20 protein-coding genes and 1 pseudogene are annotated in these 21,008 nt (G+C 65.0%); 8 read left to right on the forward strand and 13 right to left on the reverse strand.

Annotated features, from left to right (window positions below):
- From Cth01_RS21980 to Cth01_RS22015, 8 genes and pseudogenes are all read left to right on the forward strand, one after another.
- Positions 1–202 (forward strand): annotated as a pseudogene (locus Cth01_RS21980) (ABC transporter permease); the annotation flags it as partial.
- Positions 203–414: 212 nt separating this feature from the next.
- A complete protein-coding gene (locus Cth01_RS21985) occupies positions 415–1,245 on the forward strand; it encodes an ABC transporter ATP-binding protein (RefSeq protein WP_034357948.1) in 831 nt (276 codons plus the stop codon).
- Positions 1,242–1,967 carry an ABC transporter ATP-binding protein gene (locus Cth01_RS21990; protein WP_034378261.1) on the forward strand — a complete coding sequence of 242 codons (726 nt, stop codon included), beginning with the start codon at positions 1,242–1,244 and terminating at the stop codon, positions 1,965–1,967. Before Cth01_RS21985 ends, Cth01_RS21990 begins: the two co-directional genes overlap by 4 nt.
- Before the next feature lie 91 nt (positions 1,968–2,058).
- Positions 2,059–3,042, forward strand: coding sequence for a branched-chain amino acid ABC transporter permease (locus Cth01_RS21995; RefSeq protein WP_034357952.1), 984 nt, complete (start codon positions 2,059–2,061; stop codon positions 3,040–3,042).
- A gap of 156 nt (positions 3,043–3,198) precedes the next feature.
- Complete coding sequence (locus tag Cth01_RS22000) at positions 3,199–4,269, forward strand: branched-chain amino acid ABC transporter permease (RefSeq protein WP_045840419.1); 1,071 nt, start codon at positions 3,199–3,201, stop codon at positions 4,267–4,269.
- Between the two features lie 57 nt (positions 4,270–4,326).
- Entirely contained in the window at positions 4,327–6,465 is a 2,139-nt protein-coding gene (locus Cth01_RS22005; RefSeq protein ID WP_045840420.1) for a D-(-)-3-hydroxybutyrate oligomer hydrolase, read from the forward strand.
- A gap of 92 nt (positions 6,466–6,557) precedes the next feature.
- The gene (locus Cth01_RS22010) at positions 6,558–7,472 is read left to right on the forward strand and encodes an alpha/beta fold hydrolase (protein WP_045840421.1); all 915 of its coding nucleotides are present in this window, start codon (positions 6,558–6,560) and stop codon (positions 7,470–7,472) included.
- A gap of 83 nt (positions 7,473–7,555) precedes the next feature.
- Positions 7,556–8,506: a VTT domain-containing protein gene (locus tag Cth01_RS22015; RefSeq protein WP_034410255.1), complete on the forward strand. Its 951-nt coding sequence runs from the start codon at positions 7,556–7,558 to the stop codon at positions 8,504–8,506.
- Between the two features lie 64 nt (positions 8,507–8,570).
- On the opposite strand, the gene Cth01_RS24065 is transcribed toward Cth01_RS22015, so the two are convergent.
- The 13 genes from Cth01_RS24065 to Cth01_RS22075 form a co-directional block, all read right to left on the reverse strand.
- Positions 8,571–8,744, reverse strand: coding sequence for a hypothetical protein (locus Cth01_RS24065; RefSeq protein WP_003057543.1), 174 nt, complete (start codon positions 8,742–8,744; stop codon positions 8,571–8,573).
- A 13-nt stretch (positions 8,745–8,757) separates the two neighbouring features.
- Positions 8,758–9,855, reverse strand: a complete 1,098-nt coding sequence (locus tag Cth01_RS22020) for a YeeE/YedE thiosulfate transporter family protein (RefSeq protein ID WP_045840422.1) — start codon at positions 9,853–9,855, stop codon at positions 8,758–8,760.
- 157 nt (positions 9,856–10,012) lie between these two features.
- Positions 10,013–10,969: a sulfurtransferase gene (locus Cth01_RS22025; protein ID WP_045840423.1), complete on the reverse strand. Its 957-nt coding sequence runs from the start codon at positions 10,967–10,969 to the stop codon at positions 10,013–10,015.
- 206 nt (positions 10,970–11,175) lie between these two features.
- Complete coding sequence (locus Cth01_RS22030) at positions 11,176–11,721, reverse strand: (2Fe-2S)-binding protein (protein WP_045840424.1); 546 nt, start codon at positions 11,719–11,721, stop codon at positions 11,176–11,178.
- A complete protein-coding gene (locus Cth01_RS22035; RefSeq protein WP_045840425.1) occupies positions 11,718–14,000 on the reverse strand; it encodes a xanthine dehydrogenase family protein molybdopterin-binding subunit in 2,283 nt (760 codons plus the stop codon). The genes Cth01_RS22030 and Cth01_RS22035 overlap by 4 nt, the downstream gene beginning before the upstream one ends.
- A 6-nt stretch (positions 14,001–14,006) precedes the next feature.
- Positions 14,007–14,804: an FAD binding domain-containing protein gene (locus Cth01_RS22040; protein WP_045840426.1), complete on the reverse strand. Its 798-nt coding sequence runs from the start codon at positions 14,802–14,804 to the stop codon at positions 14,007–14,009.
- A gap of 24 nt (positions 14,805–14,828) precedes the next feature.
- Positions 14,829–15,341, reverse strand: coding sequence for a nucleoside deaminase (locus tag Cth01_RS22045; RefSeq protein WP_045840427.1), 513 nt, complete (start codon positions 15,339–15,341; stop codon positions 14,829–14,831).
- Between the two features lie 20 nt (positions 15,342–15,361).
- Positions 15,362–16,123, reverse strand: a complete 762-nt coding sequence (locus Cth01_RS22050; RefSeq protein ID WP_003068866.1) for an ABC transporter permease — start codon at positions 16,121–16,123, stop codon at positions 15,362–15,364.
- Positions 16,124–16,152: 29 nt separating this feature from the next.
- Positions 16,153–16,932, reverse strand: a complete 780-nt coding sequence (locus tag Cth01_RS22055; RefSeq protein ID WP_003078463.1) for an ABC transporter ATP-binding protein — start codon at positions 16,930–16,932, stop codon at positions 16,153–16,155.
- Between the two features lie 68 nt (positions 16,933–17,000).
- Positions 17,001–17,999, reverse strand: a complete 999-nt coding sequence (locus Cth01_RS22060) for an ABC transporter substrate-binding protein (protein ID WP_045840428.1) — start codon at positions 17,997–17,999, stop codon at positions 17,001–17,003.
- Positions 18,000–18,039: 40 nt separating this feature from the next.
- On the reverse strand, positions 18,040–18,840 hold the full coding sequence (locus Cth01_RS22065) for an alpha/beta fold hydrolase (protein ID WP_045840436.1): 801 nt from the start codon (positions 18,838–18,840) through the stop codon (positions 18,040–18,042).
- Positions 18,841–18,851: 11 nt separating this feature from the next.
- Positions 18,852–19,805 (reverse strand): isopenicillin N synthase family dioxygenase, encoded by a 954-nt coding sequence (locus Cth01_RS22070; protein ID WP_045840429.1) that lies wholly within the window; start codon positions 19,803–19,805, stop codon positions 18,852–18,854.
- Positions 19,806–19,997: 192 nt separating this feature from the next.
- Positions 19,998–20,975: a LysR family transcriptional regulator gene (locus Cth01_RS22075; RefSeq protein WP_045840430.1), complete on the reverse strand. Its 978-nt coding sequence runs from the start codon at positions 20,973–20,975 to the stop codon at positions 19,998–20,000.
- Positions 20,976–21,008: the final 33 nt, after the last annotated feature.

A 21,008-nucleotide genomic window follows, 5' to 3' on the forward strand; every position in this document is an offset into this window, starting at 1 on the left:
CACCTTGATCAAGGCCATGGAAGGTATGAGCTTCGATACACCCAAGGGCGTCATGACCTTCCGCAAGGAAGATCACCAGGCCATGCAGAGCATGTACCACTTCAGGATCAAGAACGATCCGGCCATGGCCTGGGGCGTGCCCGAGCTGGTGCGCGAGATCAAGCCTGAAGAAATGAACGTTCCCGTCCGGAACGGACGGTAACCACCCCCTGAGTTACTTCGCCTAGGCGGCCCCGCGCCTTCCCCTAACCGGGCGTCCCCTCTCTCATCGGGAGGGGAACGACGCCATCGTCGTGAGGCGGCTCTTGCTCGGCGTCTCTGACTTGGTCAGCGTGCGGGCAAGGTTCAGTTCACTTTTTGATAGCTGCATGCGCTTGTGTGTAAGGCGCTAGGGGCTGTATTTGCCTATTTCTCATGCTGACCACTGACAAGCTCACCGTCCGCTTTGGCGGCCATGTTGCGGTCAACGGCGTGACCTGCTCCTTCGAGCCGGGCACGCTGACGGCCATCGTCGGCCCCAATGGCGCGGGCAAGACCACTTACTTCAATCTGATCTCGGGGCAGTTGCGGGCCACGGAGGGCAGGGTGTCGTTGCAGGGGCGCGACCTTACGGGCCTGCCGCCTTCGGCGCGCACGCGTGCCGGCCTGGGGCGGGCCTTTCAGCTCACGAATCTGTTCCCGGCCCTGTCGGTGCTGGAGAACGTGCGCCTGGCCGTGCAGGCCACGCGCCAGGGCGCGCACCGGCGCGGCATGAATCTCTGGAGCATCTGGAGCGACCACCGCGCATTGCTGGCGCGCGCGCAGCAAATCCTGGAGCAGGTGGCGCTGTGGGCGCGGCGCGATGAGCCGGTTTCGGCCCTGCCGCATGGCGACCAGCGCAAGCTTGAGGTGGCGCTGCTCATGGCGCTGGAGCCGAAGGTCTATATGTTCGACGAGCCTACGGCGGGCATGAGCCATGACGAGGCGCCGGTGATTCTGGACCTGATACGCGAACTCAAGAAGGATCGCAGCAAGATCATTTTGCTGGTGGAGCACAAGATGGACGTGGTGCGCGAACTGGCCGACCGCATCATCGTGCTGACCAATGGCACGCTGGTGGCCGACGGCAAACCGGCCGAAGTCATTGCCTCGCCCGTGGTGCAGCAGGCATACCTGGGGTTGACGCCCCAGGATGCCGTTGGCGGCACTGACGCTCACCCCCATCCCGGCCTTCCTCCGTCAGGGGGAAGAGGAGAACAACCATGAGCGAGATACTGTTGGAGCTCCAGGGCGTGCACACCCATATAGGCGCCTATCACATCCTGCACGGCGTGGATTTGGCTGTGCCGCGCGGCGAGGTCACCATGCTGCTGGGCCGCAATGGCGCGGGCAAGACCACCACGCTGCGCACCATCATGGGCCTGTGGCAGGCCGGCCAGGGCAGCATCCGCTTTGGCCGGCAGGACATCACGCGCCTGGCCACGCCGGCGATTGCCCAGCTCAACATCGCCTATGTGCCTGAGAACATGGGCATTTTTGCCGACCTCACGGTCAAGGAAAACCTGCTGCTGGCTGCACGCTCGGCCTCGCATGCGGCGCGCATGGATCGCTCGCGCCTGGACTGGATCTACGAGCTGTTCCCGGCCGTGCAGAAATTCTGGGACCACCCGGCCGGCAAGCTCAGCGGCGGGCAAAAGCAGATGGTGGCCGTGGCGCGCGCCATCGTCGAGCCGCGCGATCTGCTCATCGTGGATGAACCCAGCAAAGGCCTGGCTCCGGCCATCATCAACAACATGATCGAGGCCTTCGCCCAGCTCAAGGCCAGCGGCGTGAGCATTTTGCTGGTCGAGCAGAACCTTGCCTTCGCCAAGCGCCTGGGCGACGGCGTGGCCGTAATGGACAACGGCCGTGTCGTGCACGCGGGCCGCATGGCCGATCTTGCGGCCGACGAGGAACTGCAGCAGTCGCTGCTGGGGCTGGCGCTATGAAGTCACAAGAGTCAAAGCAAAAAGCAGATCGAGCGCTTGCTGGTCAAGCGCAGGCCGCTATGGATATGAAAGTTCGCGCCGAGGTGAGGACATGATACGCAAGGACCTGGATTACAAGCCGCTGCTGCTGGTGCCGCTGCTGGCGCTTGCTACCTTGCCCCTGGTGGGCTCTCCCAGCACCTGGCTTACGCTGACGGTGGCTGGCCTGGCAATGGGCATGATCATCTTCATCATCGCCTCGGGGCTGACCCTGGTGTTCGGCCTCATGGACGTGCTCAACTTCGGCCATGGCGTGTTCATCGCGCTGGGCGCCTTCGTCGCCACCAGCGTGCTCGGTGCCATGGGCGACTGGACGGGCTCGGCGCAGCTGTGGCGCAACCTGGTGGCCGTGCTGCCGGCCATGGTCGTGGCCATGCTGGTGGCTGGGGCCCTGGGCCTGGCCTTCGAGCGCTTCATCGTGCGGCCCGTCTACGGCCAGCACCTCAAGCAGATTCTCATCACCATGGGCGGCATGATCATCGGCGAGGAGCTGATCAAGGTCATCTGGGGTCCGCAGCAGATTCCGCTGCCGCTGCCCGAAGCCATGAAGGGCGCCTGGCTGCTGGGCGATGCGGCCGTGGAGAAATACCGGGTCTTTGCCGTGCTGGTGGGCGCTGCCGTGTTTGCCGTGCTGGCCTTCATGTTGTCGCGCACCAAGATCGGCCTGCTGATCCGCGCCGGCGTGCAGGACCGCGAGATGGTCGAGTCCCTGGGCTACCGCGTGCGCCGATTGTTCGTGGCCGTGTTCGTCGCTGGCTCAGCCCTGGCCGGCCTGGGTGGGGTGATGTGGGGCCTGTACCAGCAGAACGTGGTGGCGCAGATGGGCGCCCAGGTCAATGTGCTGATCTTCATCGTCATCATCATCGGCGGCCTGGGCAGCACGGGCGGTGCGCTGATCGGTGCGCTGCTTGTGGGACTGATGGCTAACTACGCGGGCTTTCTGGTGCCCAAGGTGGCGCTGTTTTCCAATATCGCGCTCATGGTGGCCGTCCTGCTGTGGCGCCCCCAAGGCATCTATCCGGTCGCCAACAGATGAGATACCCCCTGAGTCGCTTCGCGCCTTCCCCCTGGAAGGAGGACGCCACCCTCGCTGCGGGGCGGCGCGGCCGGCCCAGGCCCTTGCTCGGTGGCAACTGGCTTGGTGCATGCCGGCTGCATATGTGGCGCCATGAAAGTTTGAAAGGCTAGTCTGATGCTCAACCGTTTGCTCTCCGGCGACATGCCGCGCAGCCGCGTGCTGGCCATGGTGTTGTTGCTGATCTTCGCGGGCCTGGCCCTGGCGCCGTTTCTCTTCCCCGGCGTCAAGGCGCTCAATGTGGCGGCCAAGGTGCTGATCTTCTTGGTGCTGGTGGCCAGCTTTGATCTGCTACTCGGCTATACCGGCATCGTCAGCTTTGCCCACACCATGTTTTTCGGCATAGGCGCTTATGGTGTGGCCATTGCCTCAGGCAGGCTGGGGCCGGGCTGGGGGGCGCTGGCCCTGGGACTGGGGGCGGCGCTGCTGGTGTCGCTGCTCTTGTCCCTGGCCATCGGCCTGTTCTCCCTGCGTGTGCGTGCCATCTTCTTTGCCATGATCACGCTGGCCGTGGCGGCTGCATTTCAGACCCTGGCGTCGCAGCTGTCGGACTGGACGGGAGGCGAGGACGGCCTGACCTTCAAGATGCCCGAATGGCTGTCGCCCAGCTTCGAGCCGTTCGAGAACGAGATCTTCGGCATCCTCATCGACGGCAGGATCATCAGCTACTACCTGCTGTTTGCCGTGGCCGTGGTTCTGGTGCTGATGCTGCTGCGCATCGTCAATTCGCCGTTCGGCCGCGTGCTGCAAGCCATCCGCGAGAACGAATTCCGTGCCGAAGCCATTGGCTACCGCGTGGTGGTCTACCGCACCACCTCCAGCGTGCTATCGGCCCTGTTTGCCTGCGTGGCGGGTGCCATGCTGGCTGTCTGGTTGCGCTACAACGGGCCCGATACCTCGCTCTCGTTCGAAATCATGATGGACTGCCTGCTCATCGTGGTGATCGGCGGCATGGGCACCATCTACGGTGCGGTGATAGGCGCGGTGGTGTTCCTGATCGCCCAGAGCTATCTGCAGGATCTGCTGCGCATGGCCAGCGAGGCCAGTGCCAGTCTGCCTTGGCTGGCCGCACTGCTGTCGCCCGACCGCTGGCTGCTGTGGTTGGGCCTGCTGTTCGTGCTTTCGGTCTATTACTTCCCCACGGGTGTCGTGGGGAGGCTGCGCGCGGCTGCGGCGCGCAAGCCCTGACATCTTTTACTGGCATCCCTTCTCTGACTGCTTTCACTACGACAGGAGACAAAGCCCATGCAGAAGACCTATGCGATTGCCTTGCCACCCGCGGCCCTTGCGGTGCTGGCGGCCGCCGTGCTGACCGCCTGCGGGGGCGGCGATGGAGGCGAGCTCAATGCCAAACCCGGTTACCTGGGCACGGTGCGGCAGCAGAGCTATGACGGCAGCAGCGATGACCTGCTGACCGCGGGCCTGGGCAAGAGCGGCCTGGCCGTGGCCACGGCGCCGGGCTTTGCCATTGCGCTCCAGCCCACGGCGGCCGAGCTGCGCCGCCTGGCCATCTACACCAATTACCGCGCCATGCTGGACATGACTGCGGCGGGCGGCTACGGCACGCTCTACGGCCCCAATGTGGATGCGCAGGGCCGGGTGACGGCCGGCGAAGGCAGGATTGCCGGCACCGAGTACATCGCGTTCTCGGATGACGGCACGGGCCGCAAGAACGTCACGCTCATGGTGCAGGTGCCGGACAGCTTCGATCCCAGGAAGGCCTGCATCATCACCGCCACGGCTTCGGGCTCGCGTGGCGTGTACGGCGCCATCACCACGGGCGAATGGGGGCTCAAGCGCGGCTGCGCGGTGGCCTATTCCGACAAGGGCACGGGCGCCGCTCCGCACGACCTCATGAACGACACCGTGCCGCTGATCGACGGCACGCGCAGCACGGCTGCCGCAGCGGGCAAGCAGGCTGCATTCAATGCGGGGCTCACGGCTGGCGAACTGGCCGCCTTCAATACTGCCACACCCAACCGCTTTGCCTTCAAGCATGCGCACTCGGGCCAGAACCCAGAGAAGGACTGGGGCCGCACCACGCTGCAGGCCGTGGAGTTCGCCTACTACGTGCTCAACGAGCGCTATGGGGACCGCAATATTCTGGGCGAACGCCTGCGGACGCTCAAGCCGAGCAACACCATAGTCATTGCATCAAGCATCTCCAACGGCGGCGGCGCGGCGATTGCCGCCGCCGAGCAGGACTCGCAGGGGCTGATCAATGGCGTAGCCGTGTCCGAGCCTGCTGTGGAGTTGCCCGTCAGCCCCGGCGTGACCGTGCAGCGCGGCAGCACGGCACTGCCTGTGGTGGGCAAGACGCTGGTGGACTTCACGAGCTATGCCAACCTCTATCAATCCTGCGCCTCGCTGGCGGCATCGGTCAGCGGCTCTCCCTATGCGGCTGCGTTTGCTGCGGGCTTTGCCAGCACGGCTCTGCCGATTGCGCCCAATCGCTGCGAGGCACTCAGGACTGCCGGACTGCTGAATGCCACGACCACGGCGGCACAGGCCGAAGAAGCTTTGCAGAAGCTGCGCGACTATGGCTGGGAGCCGGAGTCCAGCGAGCTGCATGCCTCGCTGGCCGCCTTTGAGGTGGCGCCCGCCGTGTCGGTCACTTTTGCCAACTCGCTCTCGCGCGCCAGCGTGAAGGACAACCTCTGCGGCTACAGCTATGCCGGTGCGACGGCTGCGGGCGCAGTGACGCCGTTGGCCCAAGAGGCGCTGGCTAGCATGTTCTCCACGGGCAACGGCGTGCCGCCATCGAGCGGCGTGCAGCTCATTAACAACAAGGGCAAGTTCGGTGCCGCGCGCGACTTCCTCTCCGTCTCGGTGAACTCGGGCGTGGCCGACTGGAACACGCCGGGTGCGCTATGCCTGCGCAATCTCGTCACGGGCAATGATGGCGCCGCCAGGGCGCTGCAGGCCGGTGTCGACGAGACAAGACGCAACGGCAATCTGCAGGGCAAGCCGGCCATCATCGTCCATGGCCGCGCGGATGCGCTGCTGCCCGTGAACCACACGACGCGGCCCTATGTGGCGCTCAACCGGAAAGTGGAAGGCGCTGCCAGCAAGCTCAGCTATGTGGAGGTCACGAATGCCCAGCACTTCGACAGCTTCATCGGCCTGCCCACCGTGCTGCCGGGTTACGACACGCGTTACATCCCGCTGCATGTCTATCTGAACCGCGCGCTCGATGCCATGTATGACCACCTTGCCAACGGCAAGGCGCTGCCTCCCAGCCAGGTGGTGCGCACCGTGCCGCGTGGTGGCAACCCAGGCCAGGCGCCGGCCATACAGCCGGCCAATCTGCCGCTGATTGCCGGCGCGCCGGCAGCGGCCGACAGGATAGAGGTCAGTGCCGGAGCCATCCGCGTGCCGGACTGATACGCATGACCGGCAGGTGACTACGGCTGCCGGCCGACTACCGAAGTTGATAGCTGATAGCGCTTATCACATATGCGCTAGAGGCCTTTTTGATGCTGAAACCTGCCATGCCCAACAACTGCGCTTCTGCGGCCATCGTGCCGGCATCCCGCTATGCGAACTGCGCTGGCTACGAGATTCATTACCTTGACTGGCAGCCGCAAGGCCCGACCAAGGCTACGGTGATCGCCTGGCATGGCCTGGCACGCACGGGCCGCGACATGGATGCACTGGCGCAGTTTCTTGCGGCGCAAGGCTATCGCGTCATCTGCCCGGATACGCTGGGCCGCGGCCTGAGCCAATGGAGCCGCAACCCGCGCGAGGAGTATCAGCTGCGCTTCTATGCCCGGCTGGCACGCGAGCTGATGGATGCGCTGGCGCTGCAGCAGGTGCACTGGGTGGGCACCAGCATGGGCGGAGCGATAGGCACGGTCTGTGCATCCGGCCTGTTCGAGCCGGATCTCAGGCAGCGCATTCTCACACTCACGCTCAACGACAACGCGCCCGAGCTGGCCGAGGCTGCGCTGGCCCGCATCAAGAGCTACGCGGGCCGGCCGCCGGTGTTCGACACCGTCGCCGAGCTGGAAGGTTTTTTTCGCGCGGCCTACAAGCCCTATGGCTGGCTCAGCGATTTCGAGTGGCGCAAGCTGACCGAGACCAGCACGCGTCGTTGCGATGACGGCCGCGTCACCCCGCATTACGATCCGCGCATGATCGAGCAGTTCACCGAGCATGACAACGACTATCTGCTCTGGGATCACTATGACGTGCTGCAACTGCCCGTGCTGTTGCTGCGCGGCGAGGAGTCCGATCTGGTGCTCAAGCCGGTGGCCGAGCAGATGCAGCAGCGTGGCCCCGGTGCCCGAGGTCTGCTGACCTGGCTGGAAGTGCCGGACTGCGGCCATGCGCCGGCGCTCAATGTGAGCACGCATTTCGAGGCCGTTCTGTCCCATCTGCACCAGGTTTGACGCGCAAAACCTCGCAGGCCCGGGGATGTTCGCGTCTCGCTAGCATCGGTGGCTAACCCTGGTCGGGGTAAGGAGCGTGGGTCATGGGTTTTGTCGTGGATCTGATTCGGGAATACGGCTTCGGCATTGTCTTTCTCAACGTGCTGGTAGAGCAGCTGGGTGCACCCATCCCGGCCTATCCGGTGCTGGTGGTGACCGGAGCGCTGGAGGGGGGCAGCCTGGCACGCCTGGGCTGGCTCACCGTGATTGCGGTGGCCGCAGCGCTGATAGCCGATGTGCTCTGGTACCACGCTGGCAGGGCCTATGGGCACAGGGTGCTGGGACGTATCTGCCGCATTTCGCTCTCGCCCGATGCCTGCATACGCCAGACCGAGTCGGTTTATGGGCGTTGGGGCGCCAAGTCCCTGCTGGTGGCCAAGTTCGTGCCGGGCTTTGCCTCCATTGCCAGTGCGCTGGCCGGTGTGGTGGGCACGCCGCTGCGCACCTTTGTGTTGTTCGATACGCTGGGGGCCCTGATCTGGGTGGGCTCGGCGGTGTTTCTGGGCTCGCTGTTCAGTTCCACGGTGCAGGATCTGCTCGATGTGCTGACGGCACTGGGCAAATGGGGGCTGCTGCTGCTGTGCGTGGCGTTCGCGGTCTTCGTGGCGCGCAAATGGTGGCAGAGGCAGCGCGTGGTGCGCTCGCTGAAGATGCCGCGCATGTCGGTCGAGGAACTGGCGGGGCTCAACGCCCAGGGCATCACGCCGACGGTGATCGATGTGCGCGAACCCCTGCTCTTCGGTCAGGGTCATATTCCCGGGGCCAGCTCCTGGCTGGAGCATCAGGGCAAGGGCAGGGCGGCCTACGAGCACTTGCTGCCGCGCGAGCGGCATGAGCATGGCCTGGTCGTGTATTGCGACTGCCCCGACGAGATATCCGCCGCGCGCGTGGCCAGGCAATTGCAGCGTGCGGGATTTCACAATGTCCGGCCATTGTCCGGTGGCCTGACGGCGTGGGAGGCGGCCGGCTTCGAGCTGGAGAAGCCCCAGGCCTGAGCAGGCCCCAAAGAAAAACGCCCTGACCATTCCTTGGGCAGGGCGTCGTGTAGGGTCGAAGCGCTTACTTGCCGGCAGGCATGGAGCAATGCCCGCCCTGTGCGGCCTGGCCGGAGCCGGCGGCAATCAGCGGCGCTTCGAAGCGCAGGTCAATGGCCGGCGATGTATGAAAGTCCCAGGCCAGAAAGACGAGCAGCACGGCCCAGAATACGGTGCGCAAGGTGCTTGGTGAGGTCATGGTTGTTCCTTGCTCAGAAGCCGAAATGACGGCGGATGCGCAGGCCGAAGATGGTGCCTGCAAATGCCAGTGGGACCCAGATCCAGCCGTGGATGGAGCCGGTGGAGATGCCCGAGAGCATGGCGCCCACATTGCAGCCGAAAGCCAGGCGCGAGCTGTAGCCGAGCACCAGACCCGCCACCAGGGCCACGATCCATTGCGTGCCTGTCAGTGCCTTGGCTGCCGCGGGCTTGCCGGCGGCAATCCACAATGCGCCGCCCAGAATTCCGATATTGGTGATGCTGGTCACATCCAGCAGCACGGTCTCGTGCAGGCGTGCCGCATTGCCGGGCTGGCTCCAGAACCAGTTGCTGGCCAGATCGACGGCGCCAGTGGCATTGGCGATCTTGGCGGCCCACAGACCAAAGCCGTAGACCACGCCCCAGGGCTGGCCCGCAATGATCAGGTTGAGCGTGGCCAGGATGGCCAGCAGCACGGCACCCACCAGCCATTTGCGCACCAGCAGCGGCTTGGCCGGGCGGTTCAGAGCGGCATTGGCCTTTTTCACATACAGGGCCACGCCTGCCGCGATCACGGCCAGCGCGACCAGCGTGGCGATCAGCGCTGGAGCCCAGCCCCATTGCGTGACCAGGCCCACAGGTGCCGTATTGCCCAGGTCCAGCCACCAGCCCAGGTGCAGGCTGCCCAGAAAACTGCCGATCGCAAACAAGGGCAGTATGGCGGTGTTCATGGGGATGCCCATGCCCGCCTTGTAGAGGGTGCCGCTGCCGCAACCGTCGGCGATCTGCATGCACAGGCCGAAGACAAAGGCACCGACCAGCAGGCTGATGCTGGGTGGGCCGAGAGCTGCCGTCAGCTCCGGGAAATGGCCCAGCAAAGGCATGGCCAGTGCCGCAGCCAGCGCCAGCAGCAGCAACTGGCCAAAGATGCCGCTGCCGTCCTTTTCCTCGACCAGCATGCGCCAGCCCGTGGTGAAGCCAAAGCGCTTGCCGGCCAGCACCGCACCCAGGCCTATGCCCACGGCAAACAGCGCCGCCTGACGCACAGAGACCGACCACAGCAGCCAGCCAAAGAAAACGGCCAGCAAGGCCGTTATGGGAAGTCGTTTCATGTGTTTTTATGGAATTGATGGGTAAGGACTGCGACGCACTTTCCGCAAAGGACATGCACCCAGATCAGAGACAACGAGCAAAGGCCGCCCTGCAGCGAAGTTGTTGTCCCCCTTGGGGGCGCCCGGCTTGGGGAAGGCGCGAAGCGACTCAGGGGAGTCATTTAAAAGTTTTTTCCCACCATTTCTGGGCGTCATAGGCCAATGACTGGGCGCGGCCCGGCTGGTTGGCCATGCGCGGCGTGTCCTTGGATTGCGTCCAGTCCACCATGGAGCCCGCATACAGCTTCACATTGGGCAGGCCTGCCATTTCGGAGAGGCCGAACCAGTCGGTGGCTGCCCAGTGACCGGTGTTGCAGAAGGCCACCATGTCCTGGCCTTGTGGGCGCTGGACCTTGGCAGCGATTTCCCTGGCCTTGGCGGCATCCACGAACTGCGAAGTACCCGGCACAAACCACTGGTTGAAATCCAGCTGCTGGGCGCCGGGCAGGGTGCCCGAGAGCTTGGCGGCTGGCGCGCGGGTCTTGCCCAGATAGAAGGCGTCGGGGCGCGAGTCCACCAGAGCCGCGTTGGAGAGGTCGAGATGCCTGCCCACGTCCTGCTGGGTGGCCAGCCAGCTGGCGTCAAAGGTCGGTGCGTAGCTGCTGGGCGCGATCTGCGTGCGGGTCTTGGCCAGGGGCTTGCCTGCGCCTTCCCAGGCCTTCATGCCGCCGTTGACGATGGACAGCTCCTGGAGACCCAGGCTTTTGAGCGTCCAGTAGACGCGGGCCGTGGCACCGAAGTCCGTGGCGTCGGTACCGCTGGAGATCACGATGGCATGCGTGGCCGGCGTCAGGCCCAGGGACTGCACCAGTGCCACCAGCTTGGCCTGGTCGGGCAGCTCGCCCGGATTGGTGGCCGGGCCGCGCCATTTGCCGTAGGGGGCGTTGGTGGCCTGGGCGATATGGCCGGCCTCGAAGGCTTTGGGGTCGCGGATATCGATGAGGCGGACATCGGCCTGCTGCAGCAGTGGCTGCAGTTGCTCGGGGTTGAGCAGGGGTTGGGCTGCGAGCGCCCAACTGGTGGCGCCCAGGCCCAAGCCCAGACCCAGTGCATAGCGTGTCAGAGAGTTTTTCATGGCAGGAGTCGGCAAAACCGAGTCGTCAGGGGCATGGCTATGCCCAGGGCCTCTATTGTCCGGCCTTGCCGCGACAGGGCCAACCAAGAAAAACTTGTCTGCTTATTGCCTGGGGTCATGAACCGGAGAGCAAACGGCGTGACTTCTGATGATGATAGCTAAAAGTGGTTGAATCGCTTTGTGGGTGAGCGATTGCAGCTATTGATTTAGATGATTAATGTGCTTTGCAGGGCCGGAAACAGCTCCTGCACGGCACGCCGGATGCCGCCATAGCCCGTACAGCGACAAAGGTTTCCGCACATCAGGGCCTCGGCCTCGGCGGCTGTGGGGCGGGGCTGCTGCTGGTGCAGCCAGCTCATGCTCATGACCATGCCGGGGCTGCAATAGCCGCATTGCACGCCGCCGCAGCGCGCCAACGCCTCGCGCACGGGCTCGCTGGCGCTGTCCTGTGCCACGGACTCGATGGTGCGCACCGTCTGGCCCTGGATCTGATAGGCCATCAGCAGGCAGGCGTTCACGGGCTCGCCGTTGAGCCAGACCATGCAGGCGCCGCAGCGTCCCACTTCGCAGCCGGGCTTGGCCCCGGTGAGGTGCCAGTGCTCGCGCAGCAAGGTCAGCAGCCGGGTATCGGGGCTGCAGCTGGCGCTGACCGGCTGGCCGTTCAGATTCAGTTGCAGCACAAAAGCCGAGGCCTCCTTTGCGCTTGCTGCGGGTGGCTTGCCGCCGTGCTCCGGGATGTGGGGCGTCGTCATGGTGTGGAGGGCTCCGCGCCCACTTCCAGCAGCGCAATCACGCGCTCCGGGGTCATGGGCAGTTGGGTGATGGGGCGCTGCAGTGCGGCGGCCAGGGCATTGGCCACTGCGGGCAGGGCCAGGTTGACGCTGATCTCGCCGGCTCCGCGCGGGCCTATGGGGTCAGCCTCGGGAAGGTTCTCGATCGCCAGCACCTGCATTTCAGGGGCATCGGCCAGCGTGGGGATCAGATAGCTGTCGAGATTGCGCGCCTGATAGTGGCCGTCCAGGCAGGCCAGCTCCTCCTGCGTGCCCATGGCCAGGCCCATGAGGGCGCCGCCTTCCATCTGGCCCAGATAGCCCTGGGCCGATGCCACGGGGCCCAGGGCCGTGCACATCACCAGCCGCTGCACCTGGACCATGCCGCTCCAGGTGTCGACGCGTACCTGGGCAATGGCGGCGCAGGCTCCGAAGACGAAGTGGGTGTCATGCGCGTTGCCCTCCGGGTCCTCTGCGCGCAGGTCTATGGAGATACAGGGCGCTTGTTCGCCCGATGCCTTTGCCAGATCGGCGTAGCTCAGGCACAGGCCCGCAGCGCTTTCCAGGCCCCAGGCGCCGCAGCGCAGAGGAATATTGGGCAGCAGTCTTGCGGCGGTCAGGAGCAAGGCTTGCTGCCAGGGCTGGGCCGCCTCCTGCAAGGCGCGCCATACCAGCGTGGTGGCGCGCGAGGCGGCGACCGGGCCCGAGTCGGGCGTCAGCCGGGTATCGCCCAGCACCGGCCTGATGGCGTCGGCGGCGCAGCCCAGATGCTGCGCGCCCAGGCTCTGGATGGTTCCGACCAGGTTTTGTCCCAGCTCGGTGAAGCCGCAGCGCAGCTCGATCGCACCGTCGGCGGCCAGGGCCAGCTCCATGCGGCAGTCGCTGGGGCCACCCTTGCCAAAGCCGTCACTGCGGTGGATCAGCGTCAGGCCCACGCCGTGCAGATGGCGGCCATCCGCGCTGGCCCAGCGGTGCGGTCCGCGCCACAGCGCTTGCTGGTGGGCGACATCGAGTGCGCGCAGGGCGCCGTCGAACGGCACGACATGCTGGCCCAGCGGGCCGGGTGCCTCGGGAGCGGCGAGATTGAGGGCGCGAAACGCGTCAGCTGTCATGCCGACCAGCGCAGCCAGTCTGTCCATCTGCTGCTCAAGTGCAAATTGCACCTGCACGGCGCCGAAGCCGCGAAACGCACCCGCGATGCCGTTGTTCGTATAGGCCAGCCTGGCGCCGAGGTCCAGTGCCAGATACCGGTAGGGGCCGGGGGCATGCTCGAGCGCAGCATCCAGCACCTCGGGGCCATGCGTGGCATAGGCCCCGGTGTCGGCCACTATCTGCACCTGGTGGTAGGTGAGCCGCCCCTGTGCATCGCAGCCGGTCTGCATGTCGATCTGCATGGGATGTCGCTTGACACCCAGATCCACTGATTGCGGACGTGTCAGGTGCAACCGTACGGGGCGCTGTGCCCTCCAGGCCAGCAGGGCCGCGATGGGTTGAATCGTCAGCTCGTCCTTGCCGCCATAGGAGCCGCCCACGGGCGTGGCCACGGCGTGAACCCTGTCGTGCGGCAGGCCCAGCATGTCGGCGATGACCTGCTTTTCCCGCGCGGGGTTGTGGCCGCCGAAGAACAGGCGCAGGCCGCCCGCGCCATCGGGCTCGGCCACACCGCCTTCGGTCTCGAGAAAGGCATGCATCTGGCGTGGCGTGACATAGCTGTCCTGCACCCGGTGCACTGTGCTTGCCCGGGCCGCAGACATGTCGCCCTGGCGGTGGCTGGCGGCATGCAGCAGATTGCCGTCCTGATGGACCGCCTGCTCGGAGGCCGCCGTACCGTCAAGGGCGGCGACCGGGTCGCAGACCGGGGGCAGGGGTTCGTAGTCAACCCGGATCAGCGCCAGAGCCTGCCGCGCCGTCTCCATGTCCACGGCCGCAACGGCGGCGACCGGGTCGCCCACATGGCGCACCTTGTCGATGCAGAGCACGGGCCGGTCTACCTTGCGCAAGCCATAGTGCTTGATGCCGGGGATATCGGCATGGGTGACCACGGCATGGACGCCTGGCAGGGCTTGGGCGGCGCTGGTATCGATATGCAGAATGCGCGCATGGGGGTGGGGGCTACCGAGAATCGCTCCGCGCAGCTGACCCGGCTGAATGCGGTCGCTCAGAAAGCCCGGGTTGCCGCCGAGCTTGGCCCTGGCATCGGGCCGGGTCGGTAAAGCCTCAAGGCTCAGCTCGCGGATGTGATGAGGGGTAAGGAATTCCATGATGGTTCAGGCCAGCAGCCCGCAATGTCCGGCAATCAGGCGGCTGGCAATCCGGGCCAGATCGGGAGGCAGGCTTTGCTCGCAGGTGGTGCGTATATCGCCGAGGGAGGGATGGATCTGCAGCTCCTGCGCATAGCTCAGCAGCTTTTCCGTGGCTTGCAGGCGGTGCACTCCTATGCCGGGAGCCGCCATGGCGATTCGGTCCACGCTCAGCAGCTGTTGTGCATCGCTCCAGCGCAAGGCCATGCGCAGGCGCGCGGGGGAGAATGCCGCGCGGTAGCCGACCTTCTCGAACACCAGTGGCCGGGGCTCCATCACATCGCTGCGCGGCAGCAGGAACGACAGCATCAGAGGCCGGTCCATGAGCTTGAGCGTCTGCGCCAGCGACTGCAGGTTGCCGTCCGTCAATTCGACCTGTGCATCCATGGCCAGCAATACCGGGCAGCAGTCGCCTTCGCCCCAGCCTATATTGCCGCCCAGGGTTCCCAGGCGGCGTATTCCCATGGCCCCTAGCTGATCCAGGGCCTGGACGAGCACGGGCGCGTGCTGCTGAACCCAGGGGTGACGGCGCACGGCTTCCAGCCGCATGCCTGCACCGATATGCAAATACTGCGGGCCGAGGCTGATCTGCTGCATCTCGGGCCAGTGCATCACATTGATGAAATGCGTGGCCGACGGCGCCAAGCGAGGCTCTGCCCATGACTGCTGCAGCAGCGTGCCCCCGGCGATGAAGCAAGCGGCATCGCCGAGCTTGCGGGCCAGGGCCTGTGCGGCCTGGGGTGACGAGGGGTGGGTGAGCAGCATGGCAGCCTCCTGCTGGCGTGGTCCTCAGCGCTGTGCCCAGAAGGCTTGCTGCTGGGCGGCGATCTCGGCCTCCATCTCGGGTACGGGGCCGATCAGCTCCACGGCCTTCTGGCAATGGTCGAAGACATAGCGCGACGAGACGCTCATGGTCGGGTTCTCGCCATGGCTGCCCGTGCATTCCTGCAGGCGATGCTCGGTCATGCCGAACACGATGCGACCGATATTGGCCCAATAGGCCGTACCGGCGCACATGCAGCAAGGCTCTACATTGGTGTAGAGCGTGCAGCTCCAGAGAAACTCGGCCGTGTAATTGGTGGCCGCCATGCGCGCCAAGGTCGATTCCGCGTGGTTGACGGTGTCGATATTGCACTGCTCCATGAGCACGGTCTCCTGGTCGGGGCCCACCAGCACGGCGCCGAAGGGGTGGTGGCCCATTTGGGTGGCGCGCCGGGCCACGGCCTGGGCGCGACGCAGATTGCGCTGGATTTGTTCGGCAGAGGGCGTCAGGCCCTGCGGGGGGAAGTTCTGGTCTGTCATGGTGGCGGTCCTTGTGTTGATCAGGCTGGAGTGCTCTGGCTCCAGGGAAAGAGGCGCTTGTGCAACTGCTGCACGCCACCATAGAGCAGCAGGCTGCACAGCACCAGCAGTGCCAGTGCGGCAAAGGCCACGGGTACCTTGAAGGAGGAGGTGGCAAACAGAATCAGATAGCCCAGGCCTTTTTCCGCAGCCACGAACTCGGCGACCACGGCGCCAACAATTGCCAGCGTGATGGAGACCTTGAGGGCTGAAAACACATAGGGCACGGCAAACGGCATGCGAATCTGCCAGTACTGGCGGCTGGTGGTGGCGCGCAGCGAGCGCGACAGCTCCACCAGCTCTGCCGGCACCGAAGCCAGGCCCAGGGCCGTGGAAACCACCAGCGGGAAAAAGGCAATCAGCGTGGTGATGACCACGCGCGGCAGCAGGCCTGCGCCCAGAGTGACGACGATGATGGGGGCGACGGCCACGATGGGGGTGGACTGGATCACCACCAGCCAGGGCATGATGATTTTCGAGAGCAGCTGCGATCGCGTGATGGCGATGGCCAGCGGAATGGCCAGTGCGATCGCCAGCGCATAGCCTATGAGCGCGACCTGCAAGGTGGCCGTGACATGCTCCAGCCAGCGCTGCAGCCCCATCTCGGCTGCAGAGCGCCAGATCTGGCTGGGAGCGGGAAAAATGTATTCGGGGATATGCGCCAGGCGGCAGGCGCACTCCCAGAACAGCAGGACGGCGAGGAAAACCAGCAGCGAAGCATGGCGTTGTATGAGGGCAGACATAGGGGCCTCTTGGGGCTGCGGGAGGATCTTCAGGCGTGTGCCGGGTGTTTGCTGAAGACCTGGAGACGAATCTCGTTGGCCATTTCGGTGAACACGGGATCGGCCAGAGTGGCCATGCTGCGCGGGCGTGCCAGCGGCACATCGATGATGTCGGCCACACGGCCCGGGCGGGCGCTCATGACCACGATGCGGTCGGACAGCAGCAAGGCCTCCTGGATGGAGTGGGTCACAAAGACCACGGTCTTGGGGCGCTCGTTCCAGATGCGCAGCAGCTCCAGGCTCATTTCGTCGCGGGTGAGTGCGTCCAGCGCCGAAAAGGGCTCGTCCATCAGCAAGATGTCCGGGTCATGCAGCAAGGAGCGTGCAATCGCGACGCGCTGCTGCATGCCGCCCGAGAGTTCGTGGGGCCGCTTGTGGCCGAAGTCCCTGAGGCCGATCATCTCCAGCAACTGCTGGGCGCGGGCCTCTTCCTTCATTTCCACATGACCGTATTTGTGGCGCATGGGGAAGGTGATGTTGTCCAGCACCGAGAGCCATGGCAGCAGCGTGGGCTTCTGGAACACCATGCCGATCTCGTCGCGTGGTTCGGTCACGGGCAGATCGAAGATGCGTACCTCGCCGCTGCTGGGGCGGATCAGGCCTGCAATCAGGCGCAGTATGGTGGACTTGCCGCAGCCCGAGGGGCCGATCAGCGAGACGAATTCGTGGCGGCGTAGATGGAGGTCCACGCCCTGCAGGGCCGTGACAGGGCTGCCATCGCTGGAGACAAAGGTCTGGGTGACCGCGTTCAGATCGATTACGTATTGCATGGCAGGCGATCAAGGAAAGAACAAGGGCGGGAGCGTGAGGGCGGCGCAGCGGCGCCCTCACATGGCATTTACTGGCTCAGAAAGCGGCGATCCACCAGCGTTTCCGGGTCGACCTTCTTGAGGTCGTAACTCATGGACTGGGCCACCCAGCCCCAGGTGGCAGCCAGCAGCCGGGGCTCGAATTTGCCCAGGCCGTCGCGCTGGCTGATCTCGTTCCTGAGCAGCGGGATGGAGGCTTCAAATTCGGCCTTGACCACGGCAGTGTCGGCTTCGGGCACCAGGGCCTTCAGCGACTCGGCCGCCTTTTGCGGGTTCTGGATGGAGAACTCCAGCGACTTGCCCAGTGCCCGCACATAGCGCTTGAGCACTTCGGGGCGTTCCTTGATGGTCTTGTCGCTGGCCATGACGGACCAGCCATAGCCGTCCAGACCGAACTGCGTCCAGGGCAGGACCGACAGTTCCTTGCCGGCCTGCTTGAGCACGGCGCCGAAGGCCGGAGCCACGGTCACCCAGTTGATGGTCGCGTCCACGCGGCCCTGAGCCAGCATGGGAGCCAGCGTCGCCGGGTCCGACTTGATGACCTTGATCTTGCTGGCGTCCACGCCGTTCTTCTGCAGCACGATGGGCCACAGCGCATTCGACGAGGAGAAGGTGGGCATGGCCACCGTCTTGCCTTCCATGTCCTTGAGGTTCCTGATCTTGCTGTCGGCTCGCGTGAACAGCGCATCGGGCTGTTTGGAATACAGCGACATCACGGCCTTGACGGGAATCCTGCCTTCGGCGGCGGCCATCATCAGCGCCGAGATGCCGCCAAAACCCACGTCGGCAGAGCCAGAGGCCACCTTGGTCACGGCATCGGCCGAGCCTCGGCCGGGAACAATCTTCACGTCCAGGCCTTCGTCCTTGAAAAAGCCTTGCTGCACGCCGGCATAGACAAAGGACTTGTCGCCCCCGGGCAGCCAGTCGAGCTGCACCGTGAGCTTGTCGGCTGCCTGGGCCGCTGCGCCACAGGCGACGAGCATGGCGAAAAGGGCGGAGCGTTTGAAGTAGGTGGCGGGGCGCGTCATGAATAACTCCTGAAGAATGCGAGTTTTGGGTAATTGGTTGCTATACATTGATGAGCGGCATGCGCAATCTCATAAACGGTTTTGATTGAATTTCATCCAAAACCGGCAGCAAGGCGTCGCTCAGGGCCTGAGGGCAGGCCAGCTGTGGCACATGGCCGCAGTCGAGGCTGATGCGCCTGGCGCCCGGCGTGAGCCGCTGCATGCGCTGCTGCAGCGGCAGCGTCACGGAGCGGTCCTGGCGACATTCCACATAGATACGTGGCACCCGGCCAAAACGCTCGGCGCTGAGCCGGTTCACCATGGCCCGGCCCGTTTCGGGCTGGACGCAGAGACGGCTGGCGGCCTTGAGCGCTGCGGTTGGAGGGCAGTCATGCAGGAACAAATCCATGGCGGCTTCCAGCGGCACGCTGCTGGCATTGCGCTGCTCGTTCCAGGCCAGATGCGGGCCTATGCCCTGGTAGTCAAAGCCCGGATCGGCGGCGCGGCATTGTGCGATCACATCGCCATAGCTCATGCCGCTGGGCAGCATCATTCCGGCCAGGTAGACGAGGGCGCTGACCCGCTCGGGGGCGGCCTGGGCGACCTGAGACGCCGTCATGCCGCCACCGCTGTGACCGACCACCACGGCAGGGCCGTCCAGCGCTTCCAGCACGCGCAGCACATGGGCGGTGTAGCCGTCGAGATTGGCGCAGCTGTCGTCTTCGGCGGCGGCATCGTTGCCCGGCAGATTGACGGCAAGCACCTTCCAGCCTCGGGCCTGCAGCAGCGGCGTCCAGGCCGCAAAAGCCCAGCTGCCTTGCCAGGCCCCGTGGATCAGCACCATATTGCGTGAGCTTGTCATGGTGGTCTCCGTCAACCGTAGGTGCGGCGATAGCATTCGATCTGGTGCTGCTCCACCGTGACAGCCGGGTATCTGGGCTGCTCGCCATCGTCCAGGCAGGTGGGAATGCATTCCACCTTGTGCAGCGGGTTGCCCGTGAAGAAAAAGGGCACGGAATAGCGTTCGCGACCCGAGACATTGATGACCCGGTGCAAGGTAGAGACATAGCGGTCGTTGGTCCAGCGCGCGAACAGGTCGCCGATGTTGACGACGAAGGCGCCGGGCACGGGGGGCGCGTCGATCCAGCTGCCGAGATCCTTGTCCCAGACCTGCAGGCCGCCGGCCTCGTCCTGCAGCAGCAAGGTCACGCCGCCGAAGTCCGTGTGCTCGCCGCAGCCTTTCTCGCCGGGTTCAGGGTTGGCAGGCTGGGGCGGGTAATGCAGCAGGCGCAGGGTCGCGGCGGCCTCCTTGAGATAGCCGTCGAAGTGGCTGACCGGCACGCCCAGCGACAAGGCTAGGCCGCGCACAATGGTCGCGCCCAGGCCGTAGGCGGCCTGGTAATAGTTCTGCATCACGGCGCGGAAGTCGGGCAGGGTTTCGGGCCATTGGTTGGGGCCGGTATTGAAGCGGCCGGCCAGCACGCGCGCATCGTTGGCCGCGACCTCGGCGCCGGCGTAAAAGCTTTCCTTGAGATCAGGCGGTGCGCCGCTCTCCAGCGTCTGGGCGCGCAGCGGCTCATAGCCGCGATTGCAGCGGGAGAGCTTTTTGTCCACGGCCAGCTTTTCGGTCATGGGCAGGTCAAAGAAGCGCTGGCTGGCGGCAAACAGGCTGCTGATCAGCGCCGGGTCTATGCCATGGCCGGTGATATAGAAGAAGCCGCGCTGTTCGCAAGCCTGACGCAGTTGCTCGGCCACCAGGTGCTGATCCACAGGGTCATGGCTGCGCAGGCCGCTGATGTCGATGAGGGGGAGGGCAGAGATGCTCACGAATGGCGTCCAGAAACTGAAGAACTGGAGTCAGTTTAGAAAGCGCAGTCCGTGCTGGATAGCGCAGCTTTTGCTGCGGGGTGATCTAAAAATGTGAGCACTAATCGCTGATGGGTAAAGTGTTGCACGGCATTGGTGCATTCGCAAAAAGCGATGCGCACAATGCCGGTGCAGTCATGGACCGGGGCGCTCTCAGCTCCTGGCGGAAGCCGCCGCAGCGGAGGTCTGCGTGCGGGCCACCCATTCACGCAGGGCGACGCTTTCCTCGTCCTCGCGGCTTTCTATGGCATCGGCCGCGATGCGGTTGAAGGCGTCGAGTGCCGATGGCAGCGTGCGTCCTGCACGCACATAGACGCCAAGTTCGGAGTACAGAGTGGTAGGGGTATCCAGCGGCACATGGACCAGCCGGCCTTCGCGCAGCTCGCGCTCCAGCCCCAGGCGGCTCTGGAAGAAAATGCCCACGCCGCGTTCGGCAAGACTCTTGGCCAGCTCGATGGACGAGGTTTCCAGCAACACTTGCAATGCACGCTTGTGGTGCGCCAGCAAGGGCTGCAGCAAGTCGTGCATGGAGAGTTCGGGCGTTGGCAGAATCAGCGGAAAGGCCGCGCATTGCGCAAAGTCCACGCGCTCCAGCTGGGCAATCGGGTGCTTGGGCGGCACGATGGCACCCAGCGCAAAGCGGCCCATGGTGCATTGGCGCAGATTGTCGTGGCGCTTGACGGAAAAGCCTATGCCCACGTCCGCATCGCCCTGAATCACGGCCTGTGCCGCCTGCTGGGAGCCGCAGGTGCGCACATGAATCTGAATCGTGGGATAGCGCCTGTGCATCTGCGTGAGCACGGCCGGCATCAGGTCGGCGTTCAGGCCTTCCACGGCGGCCACGCTGACCGAGCCGCGACGCACGCCGCGCAGCAGCTCCAGCTCGGTGCTGAGGCGGTGCTCGTCCTGCAGCACTGTGATCACATGGCGCGAAAACACTTCGCCGGCGGCCGTGAGCCGCAGGCCCGAGCTCAGGCGCTCGAACAGCGGGCTGCCGATTTCGTCCTCAAGCTGCAGTAACTGGCGGTTGACTGCCGACGAGGCCACATGCAGATGGCGTGCGGCCTCGCGTATGGAGCCGCAACGGCGAATCATGTCGAAATAGCGAATGGAGCGGGCGTGAATATGCATGCTGCCGGAGGCAGCATATGCCGTGCCAGTTCG

Origin of the sequence: Comamonas thiooxydans, assembly GCF_000964545.1 — a bacterium.
Taxonomy (GTDB): Bacteria; Pseudomonadota; Gammaproteobacteria; order Burkholderiales; family Burkholderiaceae_C; genus Comamonas; species Comamonas thiooxydans.